This window comes from Sphingopyxis indica (assembly GCF_032879645.1).
Lineage (GTDB): Bacteria > Pseudomonadota > Alphaproteobacteria > Sphingomonadales > Sphingomonadaceae > Sphingopyxis > Sphingopyxis indica.
This window is the reverse complement of record NZ_CP076394.1, coordinates 1,214,100-1,237,288: the sequence shown is the minus strand read 5'-3', so window position 1 is coordinate 1,237,288 and position 23,189 is coordinate 1,214,100. Positions and strand designations below refer to the sequence as shown.

Below are 23,189 nucleotides of genomic sequence, written 5' to 3'. Positions count from 1 at the left end.
TCCCCCTCCCTGAAGGGGAGGGGCTTGAATGCCTAACCACTCCGCAGCAGCGGCACCGCCGCGTCGCGTTCGAAGAGATAGAGGCAAAGGCGCACCGCCTCGCCGCGCGCGCCCTCCATACCGCCGTCGCGCTCGACGAACAGCCGCGCATCGTCGTGCGCGACCGGGAGCAGCCGCACGAGCTGTTCGGGGCTCGCGAGCCGGTAATCGGCGTCGCCCGACTGTTTGAGCCCGAGAAGCTCGCCGCCGCCGCGCAGCTCCAGATCCTTTTCGGCGATCACGAACCCGTCGTTCGTCTCGCGCATCAGCGCGAGCCGCTCGCGCGCGGTTTCCGAAAGATTCGGCGAGCGCAGCAGCAGGCATACCGATTTCGCGGTGCCGCGCCCGACGCGCCCGCGCAGCTGGTGGAGCTGCGCGAGGCCGAAACGGTCGGCATGTTCGACGATCATCAGGCTCGCCGCCGGGACATCGACTCCGACCTCGATCACCGTCGTCGCAACGAGCACCCCGATCTCGCCCGCCTCGAAGCGCGCCATCACCGCATCCTTGTCGGGGCCTTTCATCCGGCCGTGGACGAGCCCGACGCGCGCATCGCCGAGCCGCGCGCGCAGCAGCGCCGCGCGTTCCTCGGCCGCGGCGAGTTCGCTCGCCTCGCTTTCGGCGACCAGCGGGCACACCCAATAGGCCTGCGCGCCGCTCGCGAGATGGCGTTCGAGCGCCTCGACGACCTCGCCCAGCCGCTCGACCGACACCACACGCGTGTCGACCGGGGTGCGCCCCGGCGGCATTTCGTCGATTTGCGACACGTCCATCTCGCCATGGTTGGCGAGTTGCAAAGTGCGCGGGATCGGCGTGGCAGTCATCACCAGCAGGTGCGGCGGGCGCGCCGCCTTGCTCGTCAGCATCAGCCGCTGCGCGACACCGAAGCGATGCTGTTCGTCGACGACGACGAGCGCGAGATCGCGGTAGTTCACGGCCTCCTGAAAGATCGCATGGGTGCCGACAAGGATGTCGATGCTGCCGTCCGCCAGCCCCATCAGCGTCGATTCGCGCACGCGTCCCTTATCGCGGCCGGTGAGGATCGCGAGATTGACCGGCAGCCCCGCGAGCATCGACTGCAGCGTCGCATGATGCTGGCGCGCGAGGATTTCGGTGGGAGCCAGCAGCGCCGCCTGCGTCCCCGCCTCGACCGCGCTCAGCATCGCGCGCAGCGCCACCAGCGTCTTGCCCGACCCGACATCGCCCTGCAGCATCCGCAGCATCGGCGTGTCCTGCGCCATGTCGCCGGCGATCTCGCGCCCGACGCGCTCCTGCGCCCCCGTCAGCCCGAACGGCAGCTTGAGCGCGCCGGTCAACCGCCCGTCGCCGCGCACCGCGCGCCCCTTGCGCGTGCGCAGTCCCTGCCGGATCAGCATCAGCGCGACCTGGCTGGCGAAAATCTCGTCATAGGCGAGCCGGTCGCGCGCCGCCTCGTCGCGCGGGCTCGCGTGGGCGCGCTCGACCGCCTCGCGCCAGGCGGGCCAGCCGCGACTCGCGAGCAGGGGCGCGTCGATCCATTCGGCGAGTTCGGGCCGCCGCTCGAGCGCCACCGCGGCAAGCTGCGACAGCCGCGCATTGGTCAGCCCTTCGGTCAGCGGATAGACCGGCTCGTGAACCGCGATCGCATCGGCATCGTCCGGTTCGGCGACATGGTCGGGATGGACGATCTGGCGCATGTCGCCATAAAGGTCGAGCCGCCCCGACACGCGGCGCATCTCGCCAAGCGGGAACAGCTTGCGCGCGAGGCCCGACGTCCGCCCGAAATAGACGAGCCGCACATGATCGCCCGCGCGGTCGAACGCCTCGACGCCAAAGGGCGCACGCGGGCTACGGCCGGGGCGATAGTCCTGCGCGGTCACATCGACGATGACCGTCTGCCCCGGCTGCGCATCGTCGAGCCGGTCGACCGGCACGCGCGAGATCAGCCCGGTCGGTAGATGGAACAGCACGTCGACCACCCGCTCGAGCCCCAGCCGCGCGAGCGGCTTGGCGAGCTGCGGCCCGACGCCCTTGAGGTCGGTGAGCGCGGCAAAGAGCGGGTTGAGGATTTCGGGTCGCATGGCTAGGGCATGTCTAGCCTCGCCTTTCCGTTCGTGTCGAGCGAAGTCGAGACACCTCGAAGGCAAGCGCCGGGCCGATGGGCATCTCGACTTCGCTCGATGCGAACGGGTTGGGAAATGACCGTGGGCAAATCTCAGAACCGCTCTAAAAGGCCCGCCATGCAAGACCGCCTGAAACGCCTGAAATTCCGCGCCTGGCACCGCGGCACGCGCGAAGCCGATTATATGATCGGCGGCTTTTTCGACCGCTATTCGCCCGGCTGGAGCGACGAGGAAATCGCGTGGTTCGAGGCGGTGTGCGACGAGGATGACGTCGACATCATGGGCTGGGCGCTCGGCACCGGCGCGCCGCCGTCGCATCTCGACCGTCCCGACCTGATCGCCGCGATGCGCCGGCTCGATTATATACCGCTCCCGTGACTCGCCCTGCCGCCGACATTTTCGCCGCCATCGGGCAGGCATCGGCGCCGCTGACGCTCGCGCGCGCGGCGGACGGCTTTCTGCCGCTGCTGCTCGCCGACCTCGCGCGCGCAAGCGACAAGAGAATGCTCTACGTCGCGACCGACGACGCCGCGATGCAGGCGGTGGCCGACGCCGCCCCCTTCTTCGCCCCCGACCTCATCGTCCATCGCTTTCCCGCGTGGGATTGCCTGCCCTACGACCGCGCGGGCCCCTCGATGCGCGTCAGCGCCGACCGGCTGGCGACGCTGTCGGCGTTGCAGGCGACGCCCAAGCGCGGCGAATTGATCCTGACCACCGTTGCTGCGATCACCCAGCGCACGCTCACCCCCTTTCGCATCCGCCAGCTCGCGACGACGCTGGCCGCCGGCCAGCGCATCGACCGCGACGCGCTCGCCGAACTGCTCGTCGCAAATGGCTTCAACCGCGTCGATACCGTCGCCGACCAGGGCGAATTCGCCGTGCGCGGCAGCCTCGTCGACCTCTTCCCCGCCGGCGAGGAGGCGGGGCTGCGGGTCGATTTCTTCGGCGACGAGATCGAAAGCATCCGTCGCTTCGACCCCGCCGACCAGCGCAGCCTTGGCCCCGCCAAGGCGCTGCAATTGCTCCCCGCTGCCGAAACCCTCCTCGACGAGGCGACGATCAAGCGCTTCCGCACGCGCTATCGCGAATTGTTCGGCGCGCAGGCGACGGGCGATCCGCTCTATCAGGCGGTGAGCGAAGGGCGGCGGCAGGCGGGCATGGACCATTGGCTGCCGCTGTTCGAGGAACGGCTCGCGACGCTGCTCGACCATATCGACGCCGCGACCCCGGTGCTGCGCGGTCACCGCACCGACGCGACTGCCGAGACGCGCTTCGAGGCGATCCGCGACTATCATGCCAACCGCGTCGCCGCCGAGCAGGAGCAGGCAGGCAGCTATCGCCCGCTGGCACCGGAGGCGCTCTATCTGACCGCAGCCGAATGGAGCGACGCCGAGGCGGCGCGCCCCGTCCATGTCGTCACGCCGTTCGACGTGCCCGAAGCGGCGAGCGTGCTCGACCTCGAAAGTTTCGCGGCGCGCGATTTCACTCCGGAGCGGACCGCCGACCTCAATGTCTACGACAAGGTCGCCGACCATCTGGCCGATGAGCGCCGCAAGGGGCGCCGCACGATCATCGCCAGCTATTCGGGCGGTGCGCGCGACCGGTTGGCCGGGCTGCTGAAGGAGCATGGGGTCACGGGGCTGGTGCAGGCCGAGACGTGGCAGGAAGCTCTCGGCCTGGCTTCCCCCCTCCCGCTTGCGGGAGGGGTCGGGGGAGGGCCTGTTGCGGAGCGCGCCAACGAGACAAGCCCTCCCCTGACCCCTCCCGCAAGCGGGAGGGGGACAGGCAACGTCGCGCTCATCGTCCTCCCGCTCGACCATGGCTTCGCGTCCGACGCGATCAGCCTGCTCACCGAGCAGGACATCCTCGGCGAACGCCTCGTCCGCCGCCAGAAACGCCGCAAGAGCGCCGACGCCTTTCTCGCCGAACTCGCGACGCTCAGCGTCGGCGATCTCGTCGTCCACCTCGACCATGGCATCGGCCGCTACGAAGGACTGACCTCGATCCCGGTGGGCAGCAGCCCGCACGATTGCGTCGCGCTGACCTATGCGGGCGGCGACAAGCTCTATGTCCCCGTCGAAAATCTAGACGTCCTCTCGCGCTACGGCGGCGAGAGCGAGGGCGTCGCGCTCGACAAGCTGGGCGGCGAGGCGTGGCAGCGGCGCAAGGCGCGGATGAAGGAGCGCATCCGCGAAATTGCGGGCGAACTGCTCGCGACTGCGGCGCAGCGTGCGCTCCGCCCCGGCGAAGTGATGGCCGCCGACGCCGCCTATCCCGCCTTCGCCGACCGCTTCCCCTATCAGGAAACCGACGACCAGGACCGCGCGATCGGCGACGTGCTTGCCGACATGGCCTCGGGCCGCCCGATGGACCGCCTCGTCTGCGGTGATGTCGGCTTCGGCAAGACCGAGGTGGCGCTGCGCGCCGCCTTCGTCGCGGCGATGGCGGGGATGCAGGTCGCGGTCGTCTGCCCGACCACCCTGCTCGCGCGCCAGCATTTCACCAATTTCGCCGAGCGCTTCAAAGGCTTCCCGATCAACATCGGCCGCCTGTCGCGCCTCGTCCCCGCCGCCGAAGCGGCAAAGACGCGCGACGGCCTTGCGAGCGGGCAGATCGACATCGTCGTCGGCACCCATGCGGTGTTCGCAAAAGCGGTCGAGTTTCAGCGCCTCGGCCTGGTCATCGTCGACGAGGAGCAGCGCTTCGGTGTCGTCCACAAGGAACGGCTCAAGCAGCTGAAGGCCGACGTTCATGTGCTGACGCTGACCGCGACGCCGATCCCGCGCACGCTTCAGATGGCGATGTCGGGGCTGCGCGAGCTTTCGGTGATCCAGACGCCCCCCGTCGATCGGCTCGCGGTGCGCACCTATGTCGCGCCGTGGGACCCGGTGGTGATCCGCGAGGCGCTGCTGCGCGAGCACGACCGCGGCGGCCAGAGCTTCTTTGTCACTCCGCGCATCAAGGATCTGCCCGACATCGAGGAATTTCTGCGCACCCGCGTGCCCGAGGTCAAATATGTCGTCGCGCACGGCCAGATGGGCGCGGGCGAGGTCGAGGAGCGGATGAGCGCCTTTTACGACCGCAAATATGACGTGCTCGTTTCGACGACGATCGTCGAATCGGGGCTCGATATTCCAAGCGCCAATACGCTGGTCGTCCACCGCGCCGACCGCTTCGGCCTCGCGCAGCTCTATCAGCTTCGCGGCCGCGTCGGGCGATCGAAGACGCGCGCCTATGCCTATCTGACGACGCCCGAGAGCGGCGGCATCACCGACACCGCCGAAAAGCGGCTGAAACTGCTCGGCGATCTCGACACATTGGGCGCGGGCTTCCAGCTCGCGAGCCACGATCTCGACATTCGCGGCGCGGGCAATCTCGTCGGCGACGAGCAATCGGGGCATATTCGCGAGGTCGGCTTCGAACTCTATCAGTCGATGCTCGAGGAGGCGATCCTCGTCGCCAAGGCCGAGGGTGCCGGGGTCGCGCCGCCGCGCGAGGCGCTGTCGCCCGTCATCACCGTCGATGCGCCGATCCTGATCCCCGAGGACTATGTCCCCGACCTGCCGCTGCGCATGGCGCTCTATCGCCGTCTCAACGAGGCCGAGGATCGCGCGGCGCTCGACGCCTTCGCCGCCGAGATGATCGACCGCTTCGGCCCGCTGCCACCCGAGACCGCGAACCTGATCCAGCTGATGGAGATCAAGGCGAATGCGAAGGCTGCCGGAATCGCCAAGCTCGATGTCGGCGCCAAGGGCGCGCTGGTGTCGTTCCATGGCGATGCGTTCGCCAACGTCCCCGGCCTGATCGCCTATGTCGAACGGCTGAAGGGCCGCGCGCGTATCCGCCCCGACAACCGGCTGTCGGTGAGCGGCGAGTGGGCGAGCGCGGCCGCGCGCCTCAACGGCGCGCTGCAATTGTCGAAGGGGCTGGGCAAGCTCGCGAAGCAGGCGGCGTAGCCGAAGATCGTCATTGCGAGCGAAGCGAAGCAATCCAGAGTGGTGCAAGGCTGCCCTGGATTGCTTCGCTTTGCTCGCAATGACGAGGCTATGGATGCAACGGGGATGCCCGGCCCTTCAGGGGACTGGCTTATCTATTCCATCAACCCCGGCAATTCCTCGCCCGGCACCGGCCCCGATTTCAGAAACCCCTGCCACGTCGCGACGCCGAGGTCCTTCAATCGCGCAAGCTGGCTTTCCTGTTCGATGCCCTCCGCGACGACGAGCAAGCCCAGCGCGCGCGCCAGATCGACGATCGCGCGCACGACGATGCGGTCGCGGTCGCTGCCGTCGATCGTGCGGGTGAAGCCGCTGTCGATCTTCAGATAGTCGATCGGCAGCCGCGCGAGCAGCGACAGGCTCGAATAGCCGGTGCCGAAATCGTCGATCGCGATCGCGCAGCCGAGCGCGCGAATCTGCGCGAGTTGCTGCGCTGCGCTCGCCGGATCGCTGAGCATCGCCTGTTCGGTGAGTTCGAGGGTCAGCCGGTCGGGGTCGACCTTCGCCGCCTTGACCATCGCCGCGAGCCGGTCGGCGAAGTCGGGATCGCCGAGATCGGCGGCGGTGATGTTGAGCGAGACGCGCAGCTTCGCGAGCGCCCTGGGCCACGCCGCAACTTCGGCGAGCGCGACGCGGTGGGCATGTTCGGTCAGCTCGCGCTCCATCCGCGCCGCGCGCGCCGCAGTCACGAGCGGCCCCGCCCCGAGCAGCCCCAGCTCGGGATGGCGCCAGCGCAGCAGCGCCTCGACCCCGACCATCGCGCCGGTCGCGACGTCATATTGCGGCTGATAGAAGATCGCGACCTCGCCGCGCGACAGTGCCGCCTTGACCATCGCGCCGTCGCGCGCCGAGGCGGGGCGCGCGAGCTGGTCGGTCGCGGTGCGCAGCTGATCGCCCACCGGCTCGTCGCGCGTGATCAGCGCGGTCGCGATCCGGATGGCGAGCCGCCCGTTGGGATCGCCGACCATCGGTTCGGCGAGCGCAACGTGCAGCGCGCGTTCCTGCGCCTGGAGCGCGGCGAGCGACTGCGGCGCCGCCGGCGCGATCAGGAATCGCGGCCCTTCGAGCCGGTCGACGCTCGACCCGGGGCCGAATTCGTTGCGCGCAAAGGTGGAGAGCCGGCGCCCGACCTCTTCGAGCAGCGCGTCGCCGGTTTCGGTGCCCGCGCTGTGGTTGATCCGCGCGAGCTGGTCGATCTGCACCAGGATCACCCCGATGTCGGCGTCGTGGCGCGCGTGCAGCGCGTCGAGGTGGCGGATTCCCGCCGCATTGGGGTCGGCACTATGATTCATTGCCGCGCCCATAACAGGCTTTGCTTGCCAATCCCTTCCCTTTTGCACCAGTATCGGCGCGATGGCCGCGAATTCGCCCCGTTCCGACGCGCTCACCGACGGCTATGGCCGCCGGATCAGCTATTTGCGCCTGTCGGTCACCGACCGCTGCGACCTGCGCTGCCGCTATTGCATGGCCGAGGATATGAGCTTCCTGCCCAAATCCGCGGTGCTCAGCATCGAGGAAATGGGCGATCTCGCGACCCGATTCGTCGCGCGCGGCGTCCGCCGCATCCGCCTGACCGGCGGCGAGCCGCTCGTCCGGCGCGGGATCGACACCCTCGCGATGCGGCTCGGGGCGCTGATCGGGGATGGGCTCGACGAGCTCACCCTCACCACCAACGCGATGCGGCTCTCCGACCATGCGTCGATGCTCGCCGCGGCGGGTGTGCGCCGCATCAACGTCAGCCTCGACACGCTCGACCCGCAGGCCTTTCGCCACATCACGCGCGTCGGCGACCTGTCGGTTGCGCTGCGCGGCATCGAGGCGGCGCGTATGGCAGGCCTGGCAGTCAAGATCAACATGGTCGCGCTCGCGGGACTCAACGAGGACCAGCTGCTGCCGATGCTGGGCTGGTGCGCGGCGAACGGCTGCGACCTGACGCTCATCGAAACGATGCCGCTCGGCGAGGTCGCGGACGATCGCAGCGACCATTATATCCCGCTTCACCAGTTCGTCGCGCCGCTGCGCGCCGAGCGCGCAATCTCCCCGATCGTCAAGCGCACCGGCGGCCCGGCGCGCTATTTCGAGGTCGAGGACAGCCCGGTGACGCTCGGCCTCATCACCCCGCTATCGGACAATTTCTGCGCGAGCTGCAACCGCATCCGCCTCACGGTCGAGGGGCGCATCTACATGTGCCTCGGCCAGGACGATCATGTCGACCTGCGCGCGGCGCTGCGCGAGGGCGACGACGTCGATGGCTTGATCGACGCCGCGCTCGCTGGCAAACCGCTCGCGCATGACTTTGTCATCACAAGAGAATCGCAACCGGCGGTCGCGCGCCATATGAGTGCCACGGGCGGCTGACCGGCCGCCCCAAGGGGGACCGGACCAAAATGCAACGCAAGATCGCGCTCGTCGCGTCGAACGCGCCCGCCGCGCAAGAGGCCGAGGCCGAATTGCGGCCGCTCTACGATTTCGTCGATCTAGCCGAGGCCGATCTGCTGATCGCGCTTGGCGGCGACGGCTTCCTGCTCGCGATGCTGCACCAGCTGCTCGATCAGCGACGCACGCTGCCCGTTTTCGGGATGAATCGCGGCACCGTCGGCTTTCTGATGAACGAGTTCCGCGTCGAGGGGCTGCTCGACCGCCTTGCTGCGGCGCGCACCTTCCTGATCCATCCCTTGCAGGGCGACATCACCACGATCAGCGGCGAGCGTCACATCCTGCCCGCGATCAACGAGATTTCGCTGCTCCGCGAAACTCGTCAGGCGGCCAAGCTCGAGGTGCTGATCAACGAGCGCACGATGCTCGAGGAACTCGCCTGCGACGGCGTGCTCGTCGCGACCCCGGCGGGATCGACCGCCTATAATCTCTCGGCCAACGGCCCGATCCTGCCGCTCGGTTCCGACCTGCTCGCGCTCACGCCGATCAGCCCCTTCCGCCCACGGCGCTGGCGCGGCGCGCTCGTCCCCGAATCGACGAGCATCCGCTTCAACGTCCGCGAAGCCGCGAAGCGCCCGGTCAGCGCGGTCGCCGACCAGCGCGAAATCCGCGAGGTCAAGACGGTGGCGGTGACCACCGACCGCAGCCGGCCGCTGACCCTGCTCTTCGACCCCGACCAGGGGCTCGACGAGCGCATCGCGATGGAGCAGTTCATCGTTTGATTCGGGGAAGCGGCACCGGCCCGCTCCCCTCTCGGCCTCCCATAGGTTACTATCGTGAGGGAGGCCGGGAGGGGAGCGGGCCGGTGCCGCTTTATCGGCCGAATTATTCCAAAACCCCCTTGCAAAATCGCGCGAGCGGCGGCAAAGGGGCGCCTCGCCCGCCACGGCGGGCTGCTCCTCGGTAGCTCAGCGGTAGAGCAATCGACTGTTAATCGATTGGTCGCAGGTTCGAATCCTGCCCGGGGAGCCATTCTCTTATATAGCATTGATATTGCGGGGCATTTCATTTGCAATGCCGCTTCTTCCCCCACGCTGCTTATAAACAACGCCAATTTGGCGAGCCCGTGGCCGGGCGGTAAGCGACATAAAAATTGGCATGGATAGTCGTGCCAATTTGTCGGTGAACAAAGTCCACCCGGTCTGCCTCAGACTCCTGATCGCGCGCGGCGTGGTTGCGGACGGCAATCGCTCGGCAATCGGCGCAAGTCCGTCGACTTCGTGCTGGCCCAATTTCACAATTTTTCTGTCGCAGGTTAGCTGGAGCAGCTGAAAATGTGCGCCTCAAGCGAATGCAAGTGACTATTTCTCGATAGAGTCAAGCCCGGTAGTCGGCGGTGTTATTCGCGCGATCGGCATGGAAACCCGAGAATACCGCACGTATCGCCGACAAATTCGAGTGTGAGATTCCATTGCGAATGGATCAGTCTTCTTCGGTCCGGAATATCTGCATCAGCATCGCGAGCATCGCGTCGCGTCCACGCTCCTGCAACCGCACGATGACGCGGCGGCCGTCGAGCGGGTCGGGAAAACGCTCGATCAGCCCCGCCTCTTCCAGCCGATCGATGCGCCGGATCGCCGCCGCTGCCGATTCGCCCGAGCTCAATGTCAGCTGCTTCACATAAACGATGCCGCCCTCCTCGTGCGCGATGAAGAGTTCGAGGATCATGTCCCACGCCGAATCCCGAAGCAGGCCCTTGGGCAAATGCCGCGCCATTTTCAGCCGCGCCCGGAGCAGCTGCCGTGCGCCCTCCACAAGCTGACGCTCGGCCACGCTGACCTTTCTCGCCGCGGCTTCCGAGAGCGACTCGACGGCGCGCTGCGCGCCCTCCGACGGCCGGGCGGAGGATTGGGTGTCATCGTGGCTGTACATGGCTCTAACCCCTTGTCGTGTTAAGGTCCCGCTTCGAGAGGCCCCGACGCACCCACCGTCGAAGCCGCCAGTTTCGTTCGTTTCGCATCGTCTTCGTCGCCGTCGCGGCAGCCCACCTCCTTCAGCCGATCGACCAGTTCATGAATCAGGCTGCCGTGCGACCCTTTGAGCAGGAGCACGTCGCCATCGCGCAATTCTTCGACGAGTATCGCTTCGAGCGCTTCGGGCGCCTCGACATGGCGCCCGCGGCGCTCTTCGGGGAGCGCATGCCAGAACGCGGCATAGAGGTCGCCGACCGCGTGGACGCGGTCGATCCGGTTCGCGGCGATCAGCGGCGCCAGCCCGGCGTGCCAGGCTTGGGCATCGGGGCCGAGCTCGCGCATTTCGCCCAGAACGACGATCTTGCGGCCGGATCCACGCCAGTCGCGCAGCAGCGCCAGTGCCGCGGCCATCGAACCGGGATTGGCGTTATACCCCTCGTCGATCAGCGTAATGCGCCGCGTCCCGAGACGCAGCACGCTCTGCTCGCCGCGGCCCGCGAGGGGTGAGAAGCGATCGAGCGCGGCGATAGCGGGCTCGATGTCGTGCCCTGCGGCGGCAACGGCGGCGAGGACCGCGAGGCTGTTGAGCGCCATATGCTCGCCCGCCGCGCCCAGCAGGTAGCGCCGCTCGGTTCCGAAGATCGCCGCGCGGACAAGACGGCGCGAGGCGTCATAGCCGAGCAGGCGGAACGGACATCCCGCCGACCGCCCATAGTGGACGATCTCAAGGCCGCGCATCTTCGCCGCCATATGGACGCGTTCCCACTCGGCCATCTCGCGATTGAGAACCGCGGTGCCGCCCGGCGCCATGCCCTCGAAAATCGCGCTCTTGCGACCCGCGACGGTGGCGAGGTCGCCATGATATTCAAGGTGGGCGGGAAGGATGTTCGTGAAAATCGCGATGTCGGGGCGCGTCAGCCGGGCGTTGCGCGCCATCCGGCCGATCGCGAGCTCCAGTACGACATGGGGGGTCGGCCAAGGGATCGAAGCGAGATTCCAGGCGATACCGTGCGGCAAATTGGCATTGTGCCGGGTCTGACCGACCGCGCCATAGGCTGCCAGCGCATGCGCGAGCATCGCGACAGCGGTGGTCTTGCCCGCGCTCCCCGTCACCGCAAGAACCCGCCCGCTCATCTGCGCGCGCGCGTAGCGGCCGAGCGCCAGAACCGCCGTCCCGCTATCCTCGACATGCAACAAGGGCGCGCCGCCGGGAAGGTCGTCGGTCCCGCCGGCGACGAGAAGCGCGGCGGGTGCCGCCGGCAAGCGCGCGAGCCATGACACCGGCACCCCGACCTCGCCCTCGCGGCGCCGCACCGCCACCATGTCGCCCGCCATCATCGTCGCCGGCGCGATGCACAGCCCGGTCGCCGACCAGTCGGGCGGCGGCGGGCGCAGCCAGCGGCCGCCCGTCGCGCGTGCCACATGCTCCGCGGTCCAGTGAACCGTCGGGTCGCGCGGGTCGGCCGCCTCCTCGCCGCAATCGCCCGCGAGTAGATGGGCGCGATAGGCGACCAGTCCCGAGAGATAATGTTCGACATCGTCGATGCGGACGCGAAAGCCATGGTGCCGGATGAAGAAGCTACCCGCGATCCGGTCGGGCCGCGCATAGAACATCGCCAGCTCGGGCCAGAAATGTCCGTTGAGCAGATAGTTCGCGCGGTGGTGCAGCGCCTTGTGGAAGTGCGCCAGATCGAAACCGTCGAGCAGATGCGCGCGCGCCGGGTCGCCGCGCAGCCGGCCGATCATCTTCGCCGCTGCCATCATCAGTTCGAGCAGCGTCGGAAAGGTGGTGATGCGCTCGAGAACGAAGTCGAGATGGTCGCGCACATTGTCGAGGCCAAAGCGAAAATAGGCCTCGGACGAATCATGTTCCGTCAGTTCGTTGATGCAGTAGCTCAGCCAGTGGTCATGCGCTTTCCAATGCTCGGCGCGCACGAAATGGTCGAAGGCCAGTTCGGCGGCCTCAAGCCACCGCCGCTCACCGGTAGTGCCGAACAGCCGCACCAGCGCAAAGGCCGCCTCGCCGTCGTAATAGATGATCCGTATCGACTGTTTCACGTCGAGCGCCGGATAGTTGAGCACATGGACGAAGCGGCCGCTGACCGGATTCTGCATATAGACGATCGTGCGGGCGAGACCGTCGCAGAGGCCCGCGTGCCGATGGTCGCCGGTGAGTTGGCGATATTTGGCCAGGGCGAGGATCGCGACCGCGTTGCCGCCGAGCTTGATCTCGTCGCCGGCGTCGACGAGGAACGCTGCCGCCTCGCCGCCGGGGAGCGGCCCCGCGCGGATCAGATGCGATGTCAGATACTCAAGCGCGCGGTCGATCGCGGCCTTCAGTGCAGGGTCGCGCGTGACCTCCCACGCCTCGAGCATCGCATAGAGCGTGCTCGCGTGGCGCAGGGCGTTATAGGCGGCGATCGGGCGGTCGAAACAGGGATGCCAGCCATAGGCGAAACGGCCGTCATCGCCGACCTGCGACGCCAGATAACGGCTCCCGCGCTCGATCAGCCCCAAGGTCGCGGCGGCGTCGAGCGGTGGCAGGGTCCGCCGCCCGGCTTCGAGGCCCTTGCCGCGAATTTCGTGGACGACATCATCCTCGCCGACGAAGGCGCCGCGCGTCGTGAACAGCCAGATGCGGCGGTCGTCGGCAAAGGAGATGTCGCAGGCGCCAAGGCGACGCTCGGCATAGAGGCGGAAATTGCGCTCGTTGATGGCCGCCGCTGCTTCGCGCGGGCCGCCATAGAGCATCGCATTGGCGTTGAGTTCGGTTTCGAGAAACGCCTGCCCGAACGCCGCGTCGAGCGAAATGCCGAGGCGGAAATAATTGCGTTTGATATCTTTCAGCCGCTCGCGCAGCGCGCCCCATGTCGTGCGCTCGACAGCATCGACCCATTCGACGCGCAGCCAGCGCGCATCCGCGCCTTCCGCCGTCAGCTCGGCTTCGACGCGGCGCCATGCGTCGTCGGCATCGGCGCCCGCGACGGTGCGGACGGTCGCCCGCTGCGTGCCATCGGTCCAAGACAGAAAGACGATGACACGTTTCGCTCCCCCCGTGACGACGGGCGAAATATCACCCAACGCTGCGCGCAATGCTGCGAGCCGGGAGGCGAACGCCGCGCTCACCTCTCGCGCAGCGCCTCCCCGGCGCGGTTGAGCGGCTTGACCAGATATTGCAGCACCGTTTTCTTGCCGGTGTGAATATCGACCGTGGCGATCATCCCCGGAACGATCGGAAAGCGCTTGCCCTGCTTGTTGACGAGCGCGTCGGCCTTGGTGCGGACGAAGACGCGATAATAGAAGACTTCGGGCTGCACCTCGTCGCGGATGGTGTCGGGCGAAATGGTCGTGACGATGCCGTCGAGCCCGCCATAGATCGAATAGTCATAGGCGGTGATCTTCACCGTGGCGCGCTGGCCCGGATGGATGAAGGCGATGTCGCGAGGCGCCATGCGCGCCTCGATCATCAACTGGTCATCGAGCGGGATGATTTCCATGATCCGGCCGTTCGGCGGGATCACCCCGCCTTTCGTCGATACTTCGATACTCTTGACGATGCCGCGCACCGGCGAACGTAGCGTCAGCCGTTGGAGCGTATCGGAGCGCCCGCGCACGACCGGGGCCAGCGCCTTTACCTCTTCGTCGGCATGCGCGAGTTCCTGCCGCGCCTCGACGATATATTGCGAGCGCAGGTCGGCCTTCTTCAGCTGAAGATCGGCGAGCTGGCGCTTGAGTCGCAGCACCTCGACATTGCTCGCCGCGCCAACCTCGATCAGCGATTCGCCGATCGCGAGTTCCCTGCGGATGAGCGCGATCGATTCATCGAGCAGCCCGAGCGACGCGGCAAGGCTGCTCCGCCGCGCTTCGTAGAGCCGCTGTTCCTCGGCTTTCAGGTCGGGAAATTCGTCGAGTTCGGAGGGAAAGCTGAGCGCGGTCTGGTTGACCTCGGCGCGCAGCCGCGCCGAGGCTGCGAGCGCGGCGCGATATTTGGCCGCGCTCTCCTCGACCGTCGAGCCCGCCTGCGTCGGGTCGAGCTGCGCCAATATCTGCCCGGGTTCGACGATCATGTCCTGACGCACGAACAGTTTCGAGAGGATGCCGCCCTCAAGCGACTGGATCACCTGTTCGCGCGACGTCGGGACGACGCGCCCGCCGCCCGTCGCGACCTCGTCGAGCTCGGCGAACCAAGCCCAGACGAGCCCGGCGACGAAGAGCGCGGCGAGTAGCCAGACCGGCCGGGTCGCGGACCGAAGCCCCTTGTCGGCATCCTCGGCGAGCCAGTCTTCGGTGGCGACCGCTTCGCTCATGCCGCCTTGCCCCTGCCCTGCATCGTTCGCAGCGCCGCCGCCTTGGCGTCGTCGAGTGCGACCGCGCCATTGTGGATGACGATGATGCGGTCGACGAGGTCGAGCACGCGCATCCGGTGCGTCGCGATGAGCACCGTCCGGGACCGGCTCCAGGCCTTGAAGCGCTCGATGAACAGCCGCTCGGTCGCCTCGTCCATCGACGCCGTCGGTTCGTCGAGCAGCACGACATTGGGCTCGCGAACGAGCAGGCGTGCGAGCAGCAGCGCCTGAATCTGCCCGCCCGAAAGGCCCAAGCCACCCTCGAGGATCATCTGTTCGAGCCCCGCGCGCGAGCGGCGGATGAAATCGTCGGCGCCGACCATCGCGAGCACCGCCATGATCTCGTCGCAGGTCGCCTGCGGCCGGCCGAGCGTCAGATTTTCGCGGATCGTGCCGTGAAAGAGGCGGCTGCCCTGGCCGAGCAGGCCGACGTCGCGCCGCACGTCGGCGGGGTCGATCTGATGCAGGGCGAAGCCGTCGAGCAATATTTCGCCCGATATCGGGTGCAGCAGCCCCGAACAGCCCTGCAGCAGCGTCGATTTGCCGGCGCCGTTTCGGCCGAGGATCGCGATCTTTTCGCCCGGATCGATCCGTAGGTTGGCGATCGAGAGCGCCGGCGGCGAATTGGGATCGGCATAGCGGAACACCGCCGAATGAAAGGTATATCCCCCCGCGATTGCCGGCAGCTGGATGCGGTGTTCGTCGTCGGGATCGTCGACGGGCAGCGCCATGATCTGATCGAGGCTGTTGATCCCCACCCGCGCCTGCTGCAACCGGTTCAGCACCTGCGCGACGTGCGAGATGGGCGCGATCATTCGCGAGCCGAGGATCGACGCCGCGACGAGCACGCCCGTAGTGATCTCGCCCTCCATGACGAGCGGCGCGCCGACGAAGATCGTCGTCGCATAGACGCCGTTCTGGACATTGTGCGTCCAGGTCGTGAGGCTGTTGGTCAGGCCGCGCAATTTGAGCTGCGCCTCGGCCGACGCCGCGTTGAAATGATTCCATTGCTGCTGAAAGCGCGATTCGGCCTGGAGCGTCTTGATGTCTTCGAGGCCCTGAACCGCCTCGACCAGCATCGCGTTGCGCAGCGACGATTCGCGCATCGCCTCATTGGCATAGGCGCGCAGGCGGCGCTGCGCGAGCAGCCCGGGAAGGAGCAGGAGGACGAGCGCGCCGAGCGGCACCGCCGCGAGCGGGCCGGCGATGAGCCAGAAGATCGCCAGGAAAAGCAGGAAGAAGGGAATGTCGGCGATCGCGGCGACGGTGGTCGAGGTCAGCAGCTCGCGCACCTGTTCGAGGTCGCGAAGCTGCGCGATGAACGCGCCCGTCGACGTCGGCCGGTCGCGGTTGCGTACCCGGAGCGCGTGGCCGAACACCTGGTCGGACATGCGAAGGTCGGCCCGCTTGCCGAGAATGTCGATGATCCGCATCCTGAGGCGACGAAAAAGAAAATCGAAGCCGATCGCGAGTAATACGCCGAAGAAGAGAATATAAAGTGTGGGAAAGGATTGCGCCGGAATCACGCGGTCATAGGTTTGCATCGAAAAAAGCACCCCGGCGAGCGCCAGCGTGTTCGCGACGACCGACGCGATCAGGACGTGCGAATAGGATCGGGCATCGCGAAAGATGATGCGGCGCAACCAATGCTCTTCATAGGGGCGGATATAGGTGTCGACGCGCGCGTCGCGCAGCGCACGCGCCGGGCGGGCGGCGACCAGCCGGACCGCCGAGGCGCAGAGTTCGTCGACGGGGATCTCGTTTTCCAGTCCTTCGGCGCCCGCCGCGACGAGCGTCGCCCGGCCTTCGGCATCGACCGAACGCACGACCGCGAGGCGGCCGCCACCGAGTTCGACGATCATCGGCATCCGTTCGGGCGTCAGACTGGCGGCCGCGACCGGCAGGAAGCGCAGGCGAAGCCCGGCGCCGCGCGCGATCAGCGCGATCCGCCCGGCCTCGTCGCGCCCTTCGTGCCAGAGACTTGCGAGCTTCGAATTTTCGGCGGGGCCGGGAAGGCGATAATGATGGGCGACGATGCGGAGCGCTTCGACCCATGCATCGGCCTGAAAAGGACGCGCCGGCGCGGTTACCTCGATGGTCACAGCGTCACCCCCTTTATCGTCATGCCGCTTAGTTCATAGACGTCGCGCTGGACGCCGGCGTGGAACAGGCAGCTGACCTCGAGCCGGCGGATGTCGAACCGCGTGTTGGCGAGGTCGAAGCGGACCTGATGAAGCTCCTGTTCGGCGTTGAGCAGGTCGACGAGGGTGCGCGTCCCCATGTCGAGATATTGCAGCCGGTAGAGCCGGCCGGTCTCGGTCATGCTGTCGCGGCGCGCGGCGAGCGTCTCTACGACGCTACGCAGGCTCGCGACCTGACGATGCGCCTCGGCGAGCTGGCGGCCGACCTCGTTTCGAGCGCGCGCTTCGGCCGCGTCGGCCGCGCGCAGCGCATAGTCCGCACCGCGTTCGCGTGCGCGGCGTGCGCCGCCGCTGTAGAGCGGCGTCGAAACATTGAGGCCGAAGCTGTATTCGGCGCGGTGCGAAAAGGGATCGAACAGATCGCTGCCCCCGTTCGCCCCGACCGATACGGTCGGCAGGCGATCGGCGCGGCTGCGGTCGAGCGCCGCCAGCGCCTCGTCGCGCTCCGCGCGCGCCTGCATGACGGCGGGCACCATCGCCCAGTCGGGATCGCCGCGATCGCATGCGCCGTGGAGGCCGACCGGCGGATCGAGCGACACGCGGGGTGCCGCCGCGCGGCCGAGCAGATAGGCGAGATTGCTTTCCCACCGCGCCTGTTCGGCCTCGATTTCCTGAAGCGCGACTTCGGCGGCCTGGACGCGCGCCTGCGCCTGGAGCGCGTCGGATTTGGTTGTCGCGCCCAGCCGGTAGCGATGGTGCACCAATTCGTTGATGTCGCGGATGCTGGCAAGCTGATCGACCGCCACCTGCCGCAGCGCGATGTCGCGCTGAATCTCGATGATCGCATAGCTGGTGTCGCGCACGAGCCCATCGACCGCGAGCAGCAGGTCGGCGCGGCTGACGCGCGTTCCGGCGTCGGCGATCGCGACCGCACTTTTGACCTTCCCGAAATCAAAGAGCATCTGCGATGCGGACAGATTGGCGCGCGGTTGCCACCGGCTGGAGCGCAGATTGTCGTATTCCGTGCCGATGCCACCGCTGATCTGGGGGCGATAGCCCGCTTTGGCGACGTCGACCTCCTGTGCCTGTTCGTTGAGACGCGCGATGGCTTCGGTGACCGACGGATGCCAGTTGACGGCTTCACGCACGGCAGCTTCCCAGCTGATGCTGTCACCCTCGGGAGCGGCAGCGCCAAGCAGCAAGGGCATCAGGAAGATGGATGGCACAATCCGTGCCAGGTCGGGAAATCGTCCGTGAGCAGGCCGCGTTCGGGTCGGCATTCGTCCTCCGCCGTTCGGTCCCCCCCTGCGGTCCGCCCGCGACTTTTGTCGTCGAGCAAGACCGTTGGAAACCGATTTGACCGGCGAAGGATTAAATAATCGTGTGCATATTCGAACTCAGATCGTCATCCTGATTGACGGATAGATAGGATGTCGGATCATCGACTGTCGGCACAATTTCGGACGTACTGGACGCGATAGAGAAATTTCCTGTCCCGTTACTGGACAGCGAACTTTCTTCGTTTGCTAAGTAGCTATCTAGGACTTCAACCAGATCGCCCTGCCCTTCGAACAGGTCATAGACCAACGCTTCGGGCGGCGAACCGCTGTCATCCGTCATCATGGTCGAGGCGCTGAAGTCCGCAAGCATCACGACGTCACCAAAGGCGCTCGCCGCCGCGACCGGCAAGACGCCGCCGGGGTCGATCGCGTCGACCGTCACGGTCAGCTCGGCCTGCGCCGTTTCGCCATTGGGATGCTGGATCTGATAGGCGAAGCTCTCGGTCAGGTCGGTCGCCGAATAGGCCAACGCCGGATCGGGCTCGTAATGATAATTGCCCGCCTCGTCGATCGTCAGCGTGCCATAGCTGCCCGTCAGCGTCACCGGCGTGTCGCCGATCTCGGTGAAGCCGCTGCCGCTGTCCACCAGCACCGCCGTGAACGGCGATCCGGCGACGTCGTTGTCGAGCAGATTGCCATCGGCGGCTGCAACGGCATCGACCTGGAACTCGGTCAGGTTCGTCACCTGTTCCGAAAGGACCACATCGGAGTCGAAGCCCGTGCCGAGCCCGGCCGCCTCCACTGTGATGCTATAATTGCCCGGGGCCAGATCGCTGAAGGTCGCCGACGCGCTGACGAGCCCGAGCAGGTCGGCGACCGCGGTGACATTCTGCGTGTCGATGACCGTTCCCGTATCGGTGTCAGTCAGCGTCACCGTATAGCTCGGGAATAGCGTCACCAGACTGCTCACCGCGATATTCACGGTCGCGTCCGACTCGGTGTCGGCGGCGACGGTGAAGTTCGCACTGTCGCTTTCGGTGCCGATAATGCCGTTGTTCAAGGTGAAGAGCGGCGTTTCGACCGTATCGACCGTATTCACAAAAAGGACCGCCGCTGTAGCAGAATCGGTCGCGGCGGCCAGGCCAGTGGACGCATCGTCACCCGGCGCACCCCATGTCAGCGCGGCGTCGGGGCTGCCGATCTCGATCACCAAGGTCGCGCTTTCCTGCGCGCCGTCGGGTCGTTGGATCGTGTAGGTAAAGCTCTCCGCGGCGCCGATGTTCGCGGCGTCCGCGTCGGGCGTATAGACATAGCTGCCGTCGAGATCGATCACCAGTGTGCCATGCTCGCCGGCGACCACCGTCGCGTCGGCGGTGACATCGGTCGTGACGCCGTTGACGGTCACGCTGCTCACCACCGTACCGGCGGCGGCGATATCGGTCTCGCTCGCCGCATTGGCGTCAGTGATGACATTACCTTCGGCGGTCACCGCAACCACATCGGCGATATCGGTATAATCGCTGTCGACCCCGCTGACGTCGAGAGTACCGAGCACGCCGGCGCCCGCCAGCCCGTCGAAGGTGACGAAAGCGCGATATTCGCCCGCTCCCAGCCCCTGGGTCACCGACAGGTCGCCGGCGAGCAGGCCGAGATCGAGCAGCGTCGCCGATCCGTCGCCATCGACACCGACCCAATTGCCGTCGATCAGCTGCTGCACGACGACCTGATAGTCGGCGGCAACCCCGATATCGAGCAGACCGCCATATTCGAACAGTGCATCGAGCTCGTGTCCGTCCTCGACGGTGAAGGTGACCGCATCGATCCCGAGCAGCTGCAGCCCGGCGACGTCGAGCGAAAGATCGACGTCGGCGAGCGCGAGCAGCGCCAGATAATTCGCGCTGCCCAGGTCGACATCCGTGGTGGCGGGCACGAGATCGAGCGCCGCACTATCGAGATTGTCGAACGCAACGAACTGATCGGGAGCATCGGCGGCGGTCGGCCCCGATACATTGCCTGCCGCGTCGGTGAGCGTGACCGTGAGCGTCTCGCCGTTAGTCTGTGCCGGTATGGTGACGCTGTAGCTTCCGTCGGGTTGCACCGTGCCGGTGCCGAGAACGGTCGTTCCGTCCGGACCATAGACCGTCACCGTCGCATCGGGCTCGCCCGTGCCGGTCACAGTCGCGCCCGTCGCGTCGTCGACGTCGGCCGTCGGCGCATCGGGCGCGGTCAGGTCGGGAGCCACGGCGGTCGTCGGCAGCGACTCATTGCCCGAGGGATCGGTCTGCGTCACCGTCAGCTCTTCGCTGTTCGTCTGCGCCGGGATCGCCACGCTGTAACTGCCGTCGGGCTGCACAACGCCCGAGCCGAGCACCGTCGTCCCGTCTGGAGCATAGACGTGGACCGTCGCGCCGGGCTCGCCCGTGCCGGTCACCGTCGCGCCGGTTGCGTCGTCGACATCCGCGGTCGGCGCATCGGGCGCCGTCACGTCGGCGAAGTCCGGCGCCAGCGTCGTCGTCGGCGCCGATTCATTGCCCGCGGCATCGGTTTGCGTGACCGTTAGCTCTTCGCCGGCGGTCTGCGCGGGGATCGTGACGCTGTAGCTGCCGTCGGGCTGCACCGTGCCGGTGCCCAGCACCGTGGTGCCGTCGGGACCATAGACGGTCACCGTCGCTCCCGGCTCACCCGCCCCCGTCACCGTCGTGCCCGTCGCATCATCAACGTCGGCGGTCGGCGCGTCGGGCGCCGTGAGGTCAGGCGCTTCGGCAGCGGTCGGCGGCGATTCATTGCCCGCGGCGTCGGTGAGCGTGACCGTGAGCGTCTCGCCGTTAGTCTGTGCCGGTATGGTGACGCTGTAGCTTCCGTCGGGTTGCACCGTGCCGGTGCCGAGAACGGTCGTTCCGTCCGGACCATAGACCGTCACCGTCGCATCGGGCTCGCCGGTGCCTGTGACTGTCGTTCCCGTGGCGTCATCAACATCCGCGGTCGGCGCATCGGGCGCGGTCAGGTCGGGAGCCACGGCGGTCGTCGGCAGCGACTCATTGCCCGAGGGATCGGTCTGCGTCACCGTCAGCTCTTCGCTGTTCGTCTGTGCCGGGATCGCCACGCTGTAACTGCCGTCGGGCTGCACAACGCCCGAGCCGAGCACCGTCGTCCCGTCTGGAGCATAGACGTGGACCGTCGCGCCGGGCTCGCCCGTGCCGGTCACCGTCGCGCCGGTTGCGTCGTCGACATCCGCGGTCGGCGCATCGGGTGCCGTCACGTCGGCGAAGTCCGGCGCCAGCGTCGTCGTCGGCGCCGATTCATTGCCCGCGGCATCGGTTTGCGTGACCGTTAGCTCTTCGCCGGCGGTCTGCGCGGGGATCGTGACGCTGTAGCTGCCATCGGGCTGCACCGTGCCGGTGCCCAGCACCGTGGTGCCGTCGGGACCATAGACGGTCACCGTCGCTCCCGGTTCACCCGCCCCCGTCACCATCGCGCCCGTCGCATCATCGACGTCGGCGGTCGGTGCGTCAGGTGCGGTGAGGTCGGGCGCCAGGGCCGTCGTCGGCTCCGAAACATTTCCGGCCGCGTCCGTCAGCGTAACGGTCAGTTCCTCGCCGTCGACTTGCGCCGGTATGGTGACGCTGTAACTGCCGTCGGGCTGGACCGTGCCGGTGCCGAGAACGGTCGTTCCGTCGGGACCGTAGACCGTCACCGTCGCATCGGGCTCGCCCGTGCCGGTCACCGTAGTACCGGTCGCATCGTCGACGTCGGCCGTGGGAGCGGCGGGGGGATCGACATCAGCGTCGGCATCTGCATCTGCATCTGCATCGGCATCTGCGTCAGCATCAGCATCAGCATCAGCATCAGCATCGGCATCAGCATCGGCATCAGCATCGGCATCAGCATCGGCATCAGCATCGGCATCAGCATCGGCATCAGCATCGGCATCTGCGTCGGCGTCGGCGTCGGCGTCGGCGTCGGCGTCGGCATCCGCATCAGCATCGGAATCGTCGCCTCCCCCGCCTCCGCCGCCAGCCGCGGCGGCAATGCCGCCGATACCGAGCAGGCCGAGCACCGGAAGCAGAACGCCTGCTCCGGCGCCTCCTGCTTCGGCGGCGACCGAAGATGCCGGAATAAGCTCACCCCAGTCGGTCAGTTCATAGAATTGCGGCCCGTCGCCGGGGCTGGCGAGCCAGTTGCTGCCATCGGGCTCCTGGAGGACGAGGTCGCTATCCTCCCCGTCGGACGTAGTGGTGTAGAAATCGACGATGCGGATCGTTTCTCCGGAGCGCAGCTCGATAACAAGGTCATTCCCCTGCCGCACGAGGCTCTGGACGTCGGCTCGGCTCAACTGCAGCCGCACGACGCTGGGTGAATCGAGATCGATGGAATCGAGCGCGACACTGTGCGACTCACCAGTTGCCTTGTCGAAAATCTCCGCTTCCATGATCAAGCTCCCTGGTTCGAAAAAAATCGCACGACCTCTTGCCGCAATACACTCCACAATTGCGTATTGCGTAGCGTCTCAGAGATTCCATCTAATTTATAGAATGCTCCGATATTTACTGTTTGAGTCTATGTCTTTTGGAGGAGTAATCAATATGAGTCGATACATCGCTCCGATATCGGAGCATTTTTCTATAGTGTCCCGGATCAATACATTTCTCCATTGATGTGAAATTCGCGGTGGGAAGGGCAAGATTCCCAAGAGAAATTGTCTGCGAGGGGCGCCTTCAGGCGCTTCGCTCACTCATCTCTGCCTACAGCAAGCCGCTCAGTGCCTATTTCGGCCGCCGCATCGCCACGCCGCTGCGGATCGTGTCGGGCTCGCCTATTCGCGAGAGGCGCCGAAACACCTCCTGCACCAGATTGCGCTCGACCGCGTCTTGGAGAGCAAGCAAGTGGCGAGGCTGATCAAGATGGCTTTGTCGGAACTACCGGAAAAGACACGCCGA

12 protein-coding genes and 1 tRNA gene are annotated in these 23,189 nt (G+C 66.9%); 5 read left to right on the top strand and 8 right to left on the bottom strand.

Going from position 1 to position 23,189, the window contains the following annotated elements; translation table 11 throughout:
• Positions 1 to 32 precede the first annotated feature (32 nt).
• On the bottom strand, positions 33 to 2,099 hold the full coding sequence (gene recG, locus KNJ79_RS05880) for an ATP-dependent DNA helicase RecG (RefSeq protein WP_317153192.1): 2,067 nt from the start codon (positions 2,097 to 2,099) through the stop codon (positions 33 to 35).
• 159 nt (positions 2,100 to 2,258) lie between these two features.
• Here recG and KNJ79_RS05875 point away from each other — a divergent pair, with 159 nt between their 5' ends.
• Together KNJ79_RS05875 and mfd are read left to right on the top strand one after the other, a co-directional pair.
• Positions 2,259 to 2,519 carry an FAD assembly factor SdhE gene (locus KNJ79_RS05875; RefSeq protein ID WP_089217232.1) on the top strand — a complete coding sequence of 87 codons (261 nt, stop codon included), beginning with the start codon at positions 2,259 to 2,261 and terminating at the stop codon, positions 2,517 to 2,519.
• Positions 2,516 to 6,097, top strand: coding sequence for a transcription-repair coupling factor (gene mfd, locus KNJ79_RS05870; protein ID WP_317153191.1), 3,582 nt, complete (start codon positions 2,516 to 2,518; stop codon positions 6,095 to 6,097). The genes KNJ79_RS05875 and mfd overlap by 4 nt, the downstream gene beginning before the upstream one ends.
• A gap of 134 nt (positions 6,098 to 6,231) precedes the next feature.
• Here mfd and KNJ79_RS05865 read toward each other — a convergent pair whose 3' ends face one another.
• Positions 6,232 to 7,428, bottom strand: coding sequence for a GGDEF domain-containing phosphodiesterase (locus KNJ79_RS05865; protein WP_317153190.1), 1,197 nt, complete (start codon positions 7,426 to 7,428; stop codon positions 6,232 to 6,234).
• Between the two features lie 61 nt (positions 7,429 to 7,489).
• On the opposite strand from KNJ79_RS05865, the gene moaA reads away from it, so the two are divergent.
• The 3 genes from moaA (at position 7,490) to KNJ79_RS05850 (ending at position 9,544) form a co-directional block, all read left to right on the top strand.
• Positions 7,490 to 8,494: a GTP 3',8-cyclase MoaA gene (gene moaA / locus KNJ79_RS05860; RefSeq protein ID WP_317153189.1), complete on the top strand. Its 1,005-nt coding sequence runs from the start codon at positions 7,490 to 7,492 to the stop codon at positions 8,492 to 8,494.
• 29 nt (positions 8,495 to 8,523) lie between these two features.
• Positions 8,524 to 9,294, top strand: a complete 771-nt coding sequence (locus KNJ79_RS05855; protein WP_089217235.1) for an NAD kinase — start codon at positions 8,524 to 8,526, stop codon at positions 9,292 to 9,294.
• A 175-nt stretch (positions 9,295 to 9,469) separates the two neighbouring features.
• Positions 9,470 to 9,544 (top strand) — tRNA-Asn (locus KNJ79_RS05850).
• A 450-nt stretch (positions 9,545 to 9,994) separates the two neighbouring features.
• Here KNJ79_RS05850 and KNJ79_RS05845 read toward each other — a convergent pair.
• The 6 genes from KNJ79_RS05845 to KNJ79_RS05820 all read right to left on the bottom strand — a co-directional run bounded on the left by KNJ79_RS05845 (position 9,995) and on the right by KNJ79_RS05820 (position 22,681).
• Complete coding sequence (locus tag KNJ79_RS05845) at positions 9,995 to 10,444, bottom strand: MarR family transcriptional regulator (RefSeq protein WP_317153188.1); 450 nt, start codon at positions 10,442 to 10,444, stop codon at positions 9,995 to 9,997.
• A 20-nt stretch (positions 10,445 to 10,464) separates the two neighbouring features.
• Positions 10,465 to 13,566 (bottom strand): Mur ligase family protein, encoded by a 3,102-nt coding sequence (locus KNJ79_RS05840; RefSeq protein WP_317153187.1) that lies wholly within the window; start codon positions 13,564 to 13,566, stop codon positions 10,465 to 10,467.
• Positions 13,567 to 13,607: 41 nt separating this feature from the next.
• Positions 13,608 to 14,792, bottom strand: a complete 1,185-nt coding sequence (locus KNJ79_RS05835; protein ID WP_317153186.1) for an HlyD family type I secretion periplasmic adaptor subunit — start codon at positions 14,790 to 14,792, stop codon at positions 13,608 to 13,610.
• Positions 14,789 to 16,933 carry a type I secretion system permease/ATPase gene (locus tag KNJ79_RS05830; protein WP_317153185.1) on the bottom strand — a complete coding sequence of 715 codons (2,145 nt, stop codon included), beginning with the start codon at positions 16,931 to 16,933 and terminating at the stop codon, positions 14,789 to 14,791. Before KNJ79_RS05830 ends, KNJ79_RS05835 begins: the two co-directional genes overlap by 4 nt.
• Entirely contained in the window at positions 16,930 to 18,180 is a 1,251-nt protein-coding gene (locus tag KNJ79_RS05825) for a TolC family protein (protein WP_317153184.1), read from the bottom strand. The genes KNJ79_RS05830 and KNJ79_RS05825 overlap by 4 nt, the downstream gene beginning before the upstream one ends.
• Positions 18,181 to 18,343: 163 nt before the next feature.
• Complete coding sequence (locus KNJ79_RS05820; protein ID WP_317153183.1) at positions 18,344 to 22,681, bottom strand: BapA/Bap/LapF family large adhesin; 4,338 nt, start codon at positions 22,679 to 22,681, stop codon at positions 18,344 to 18,346.
• Positions 22,682 to 23,189 lie beyond the last annotated feature (508 nt).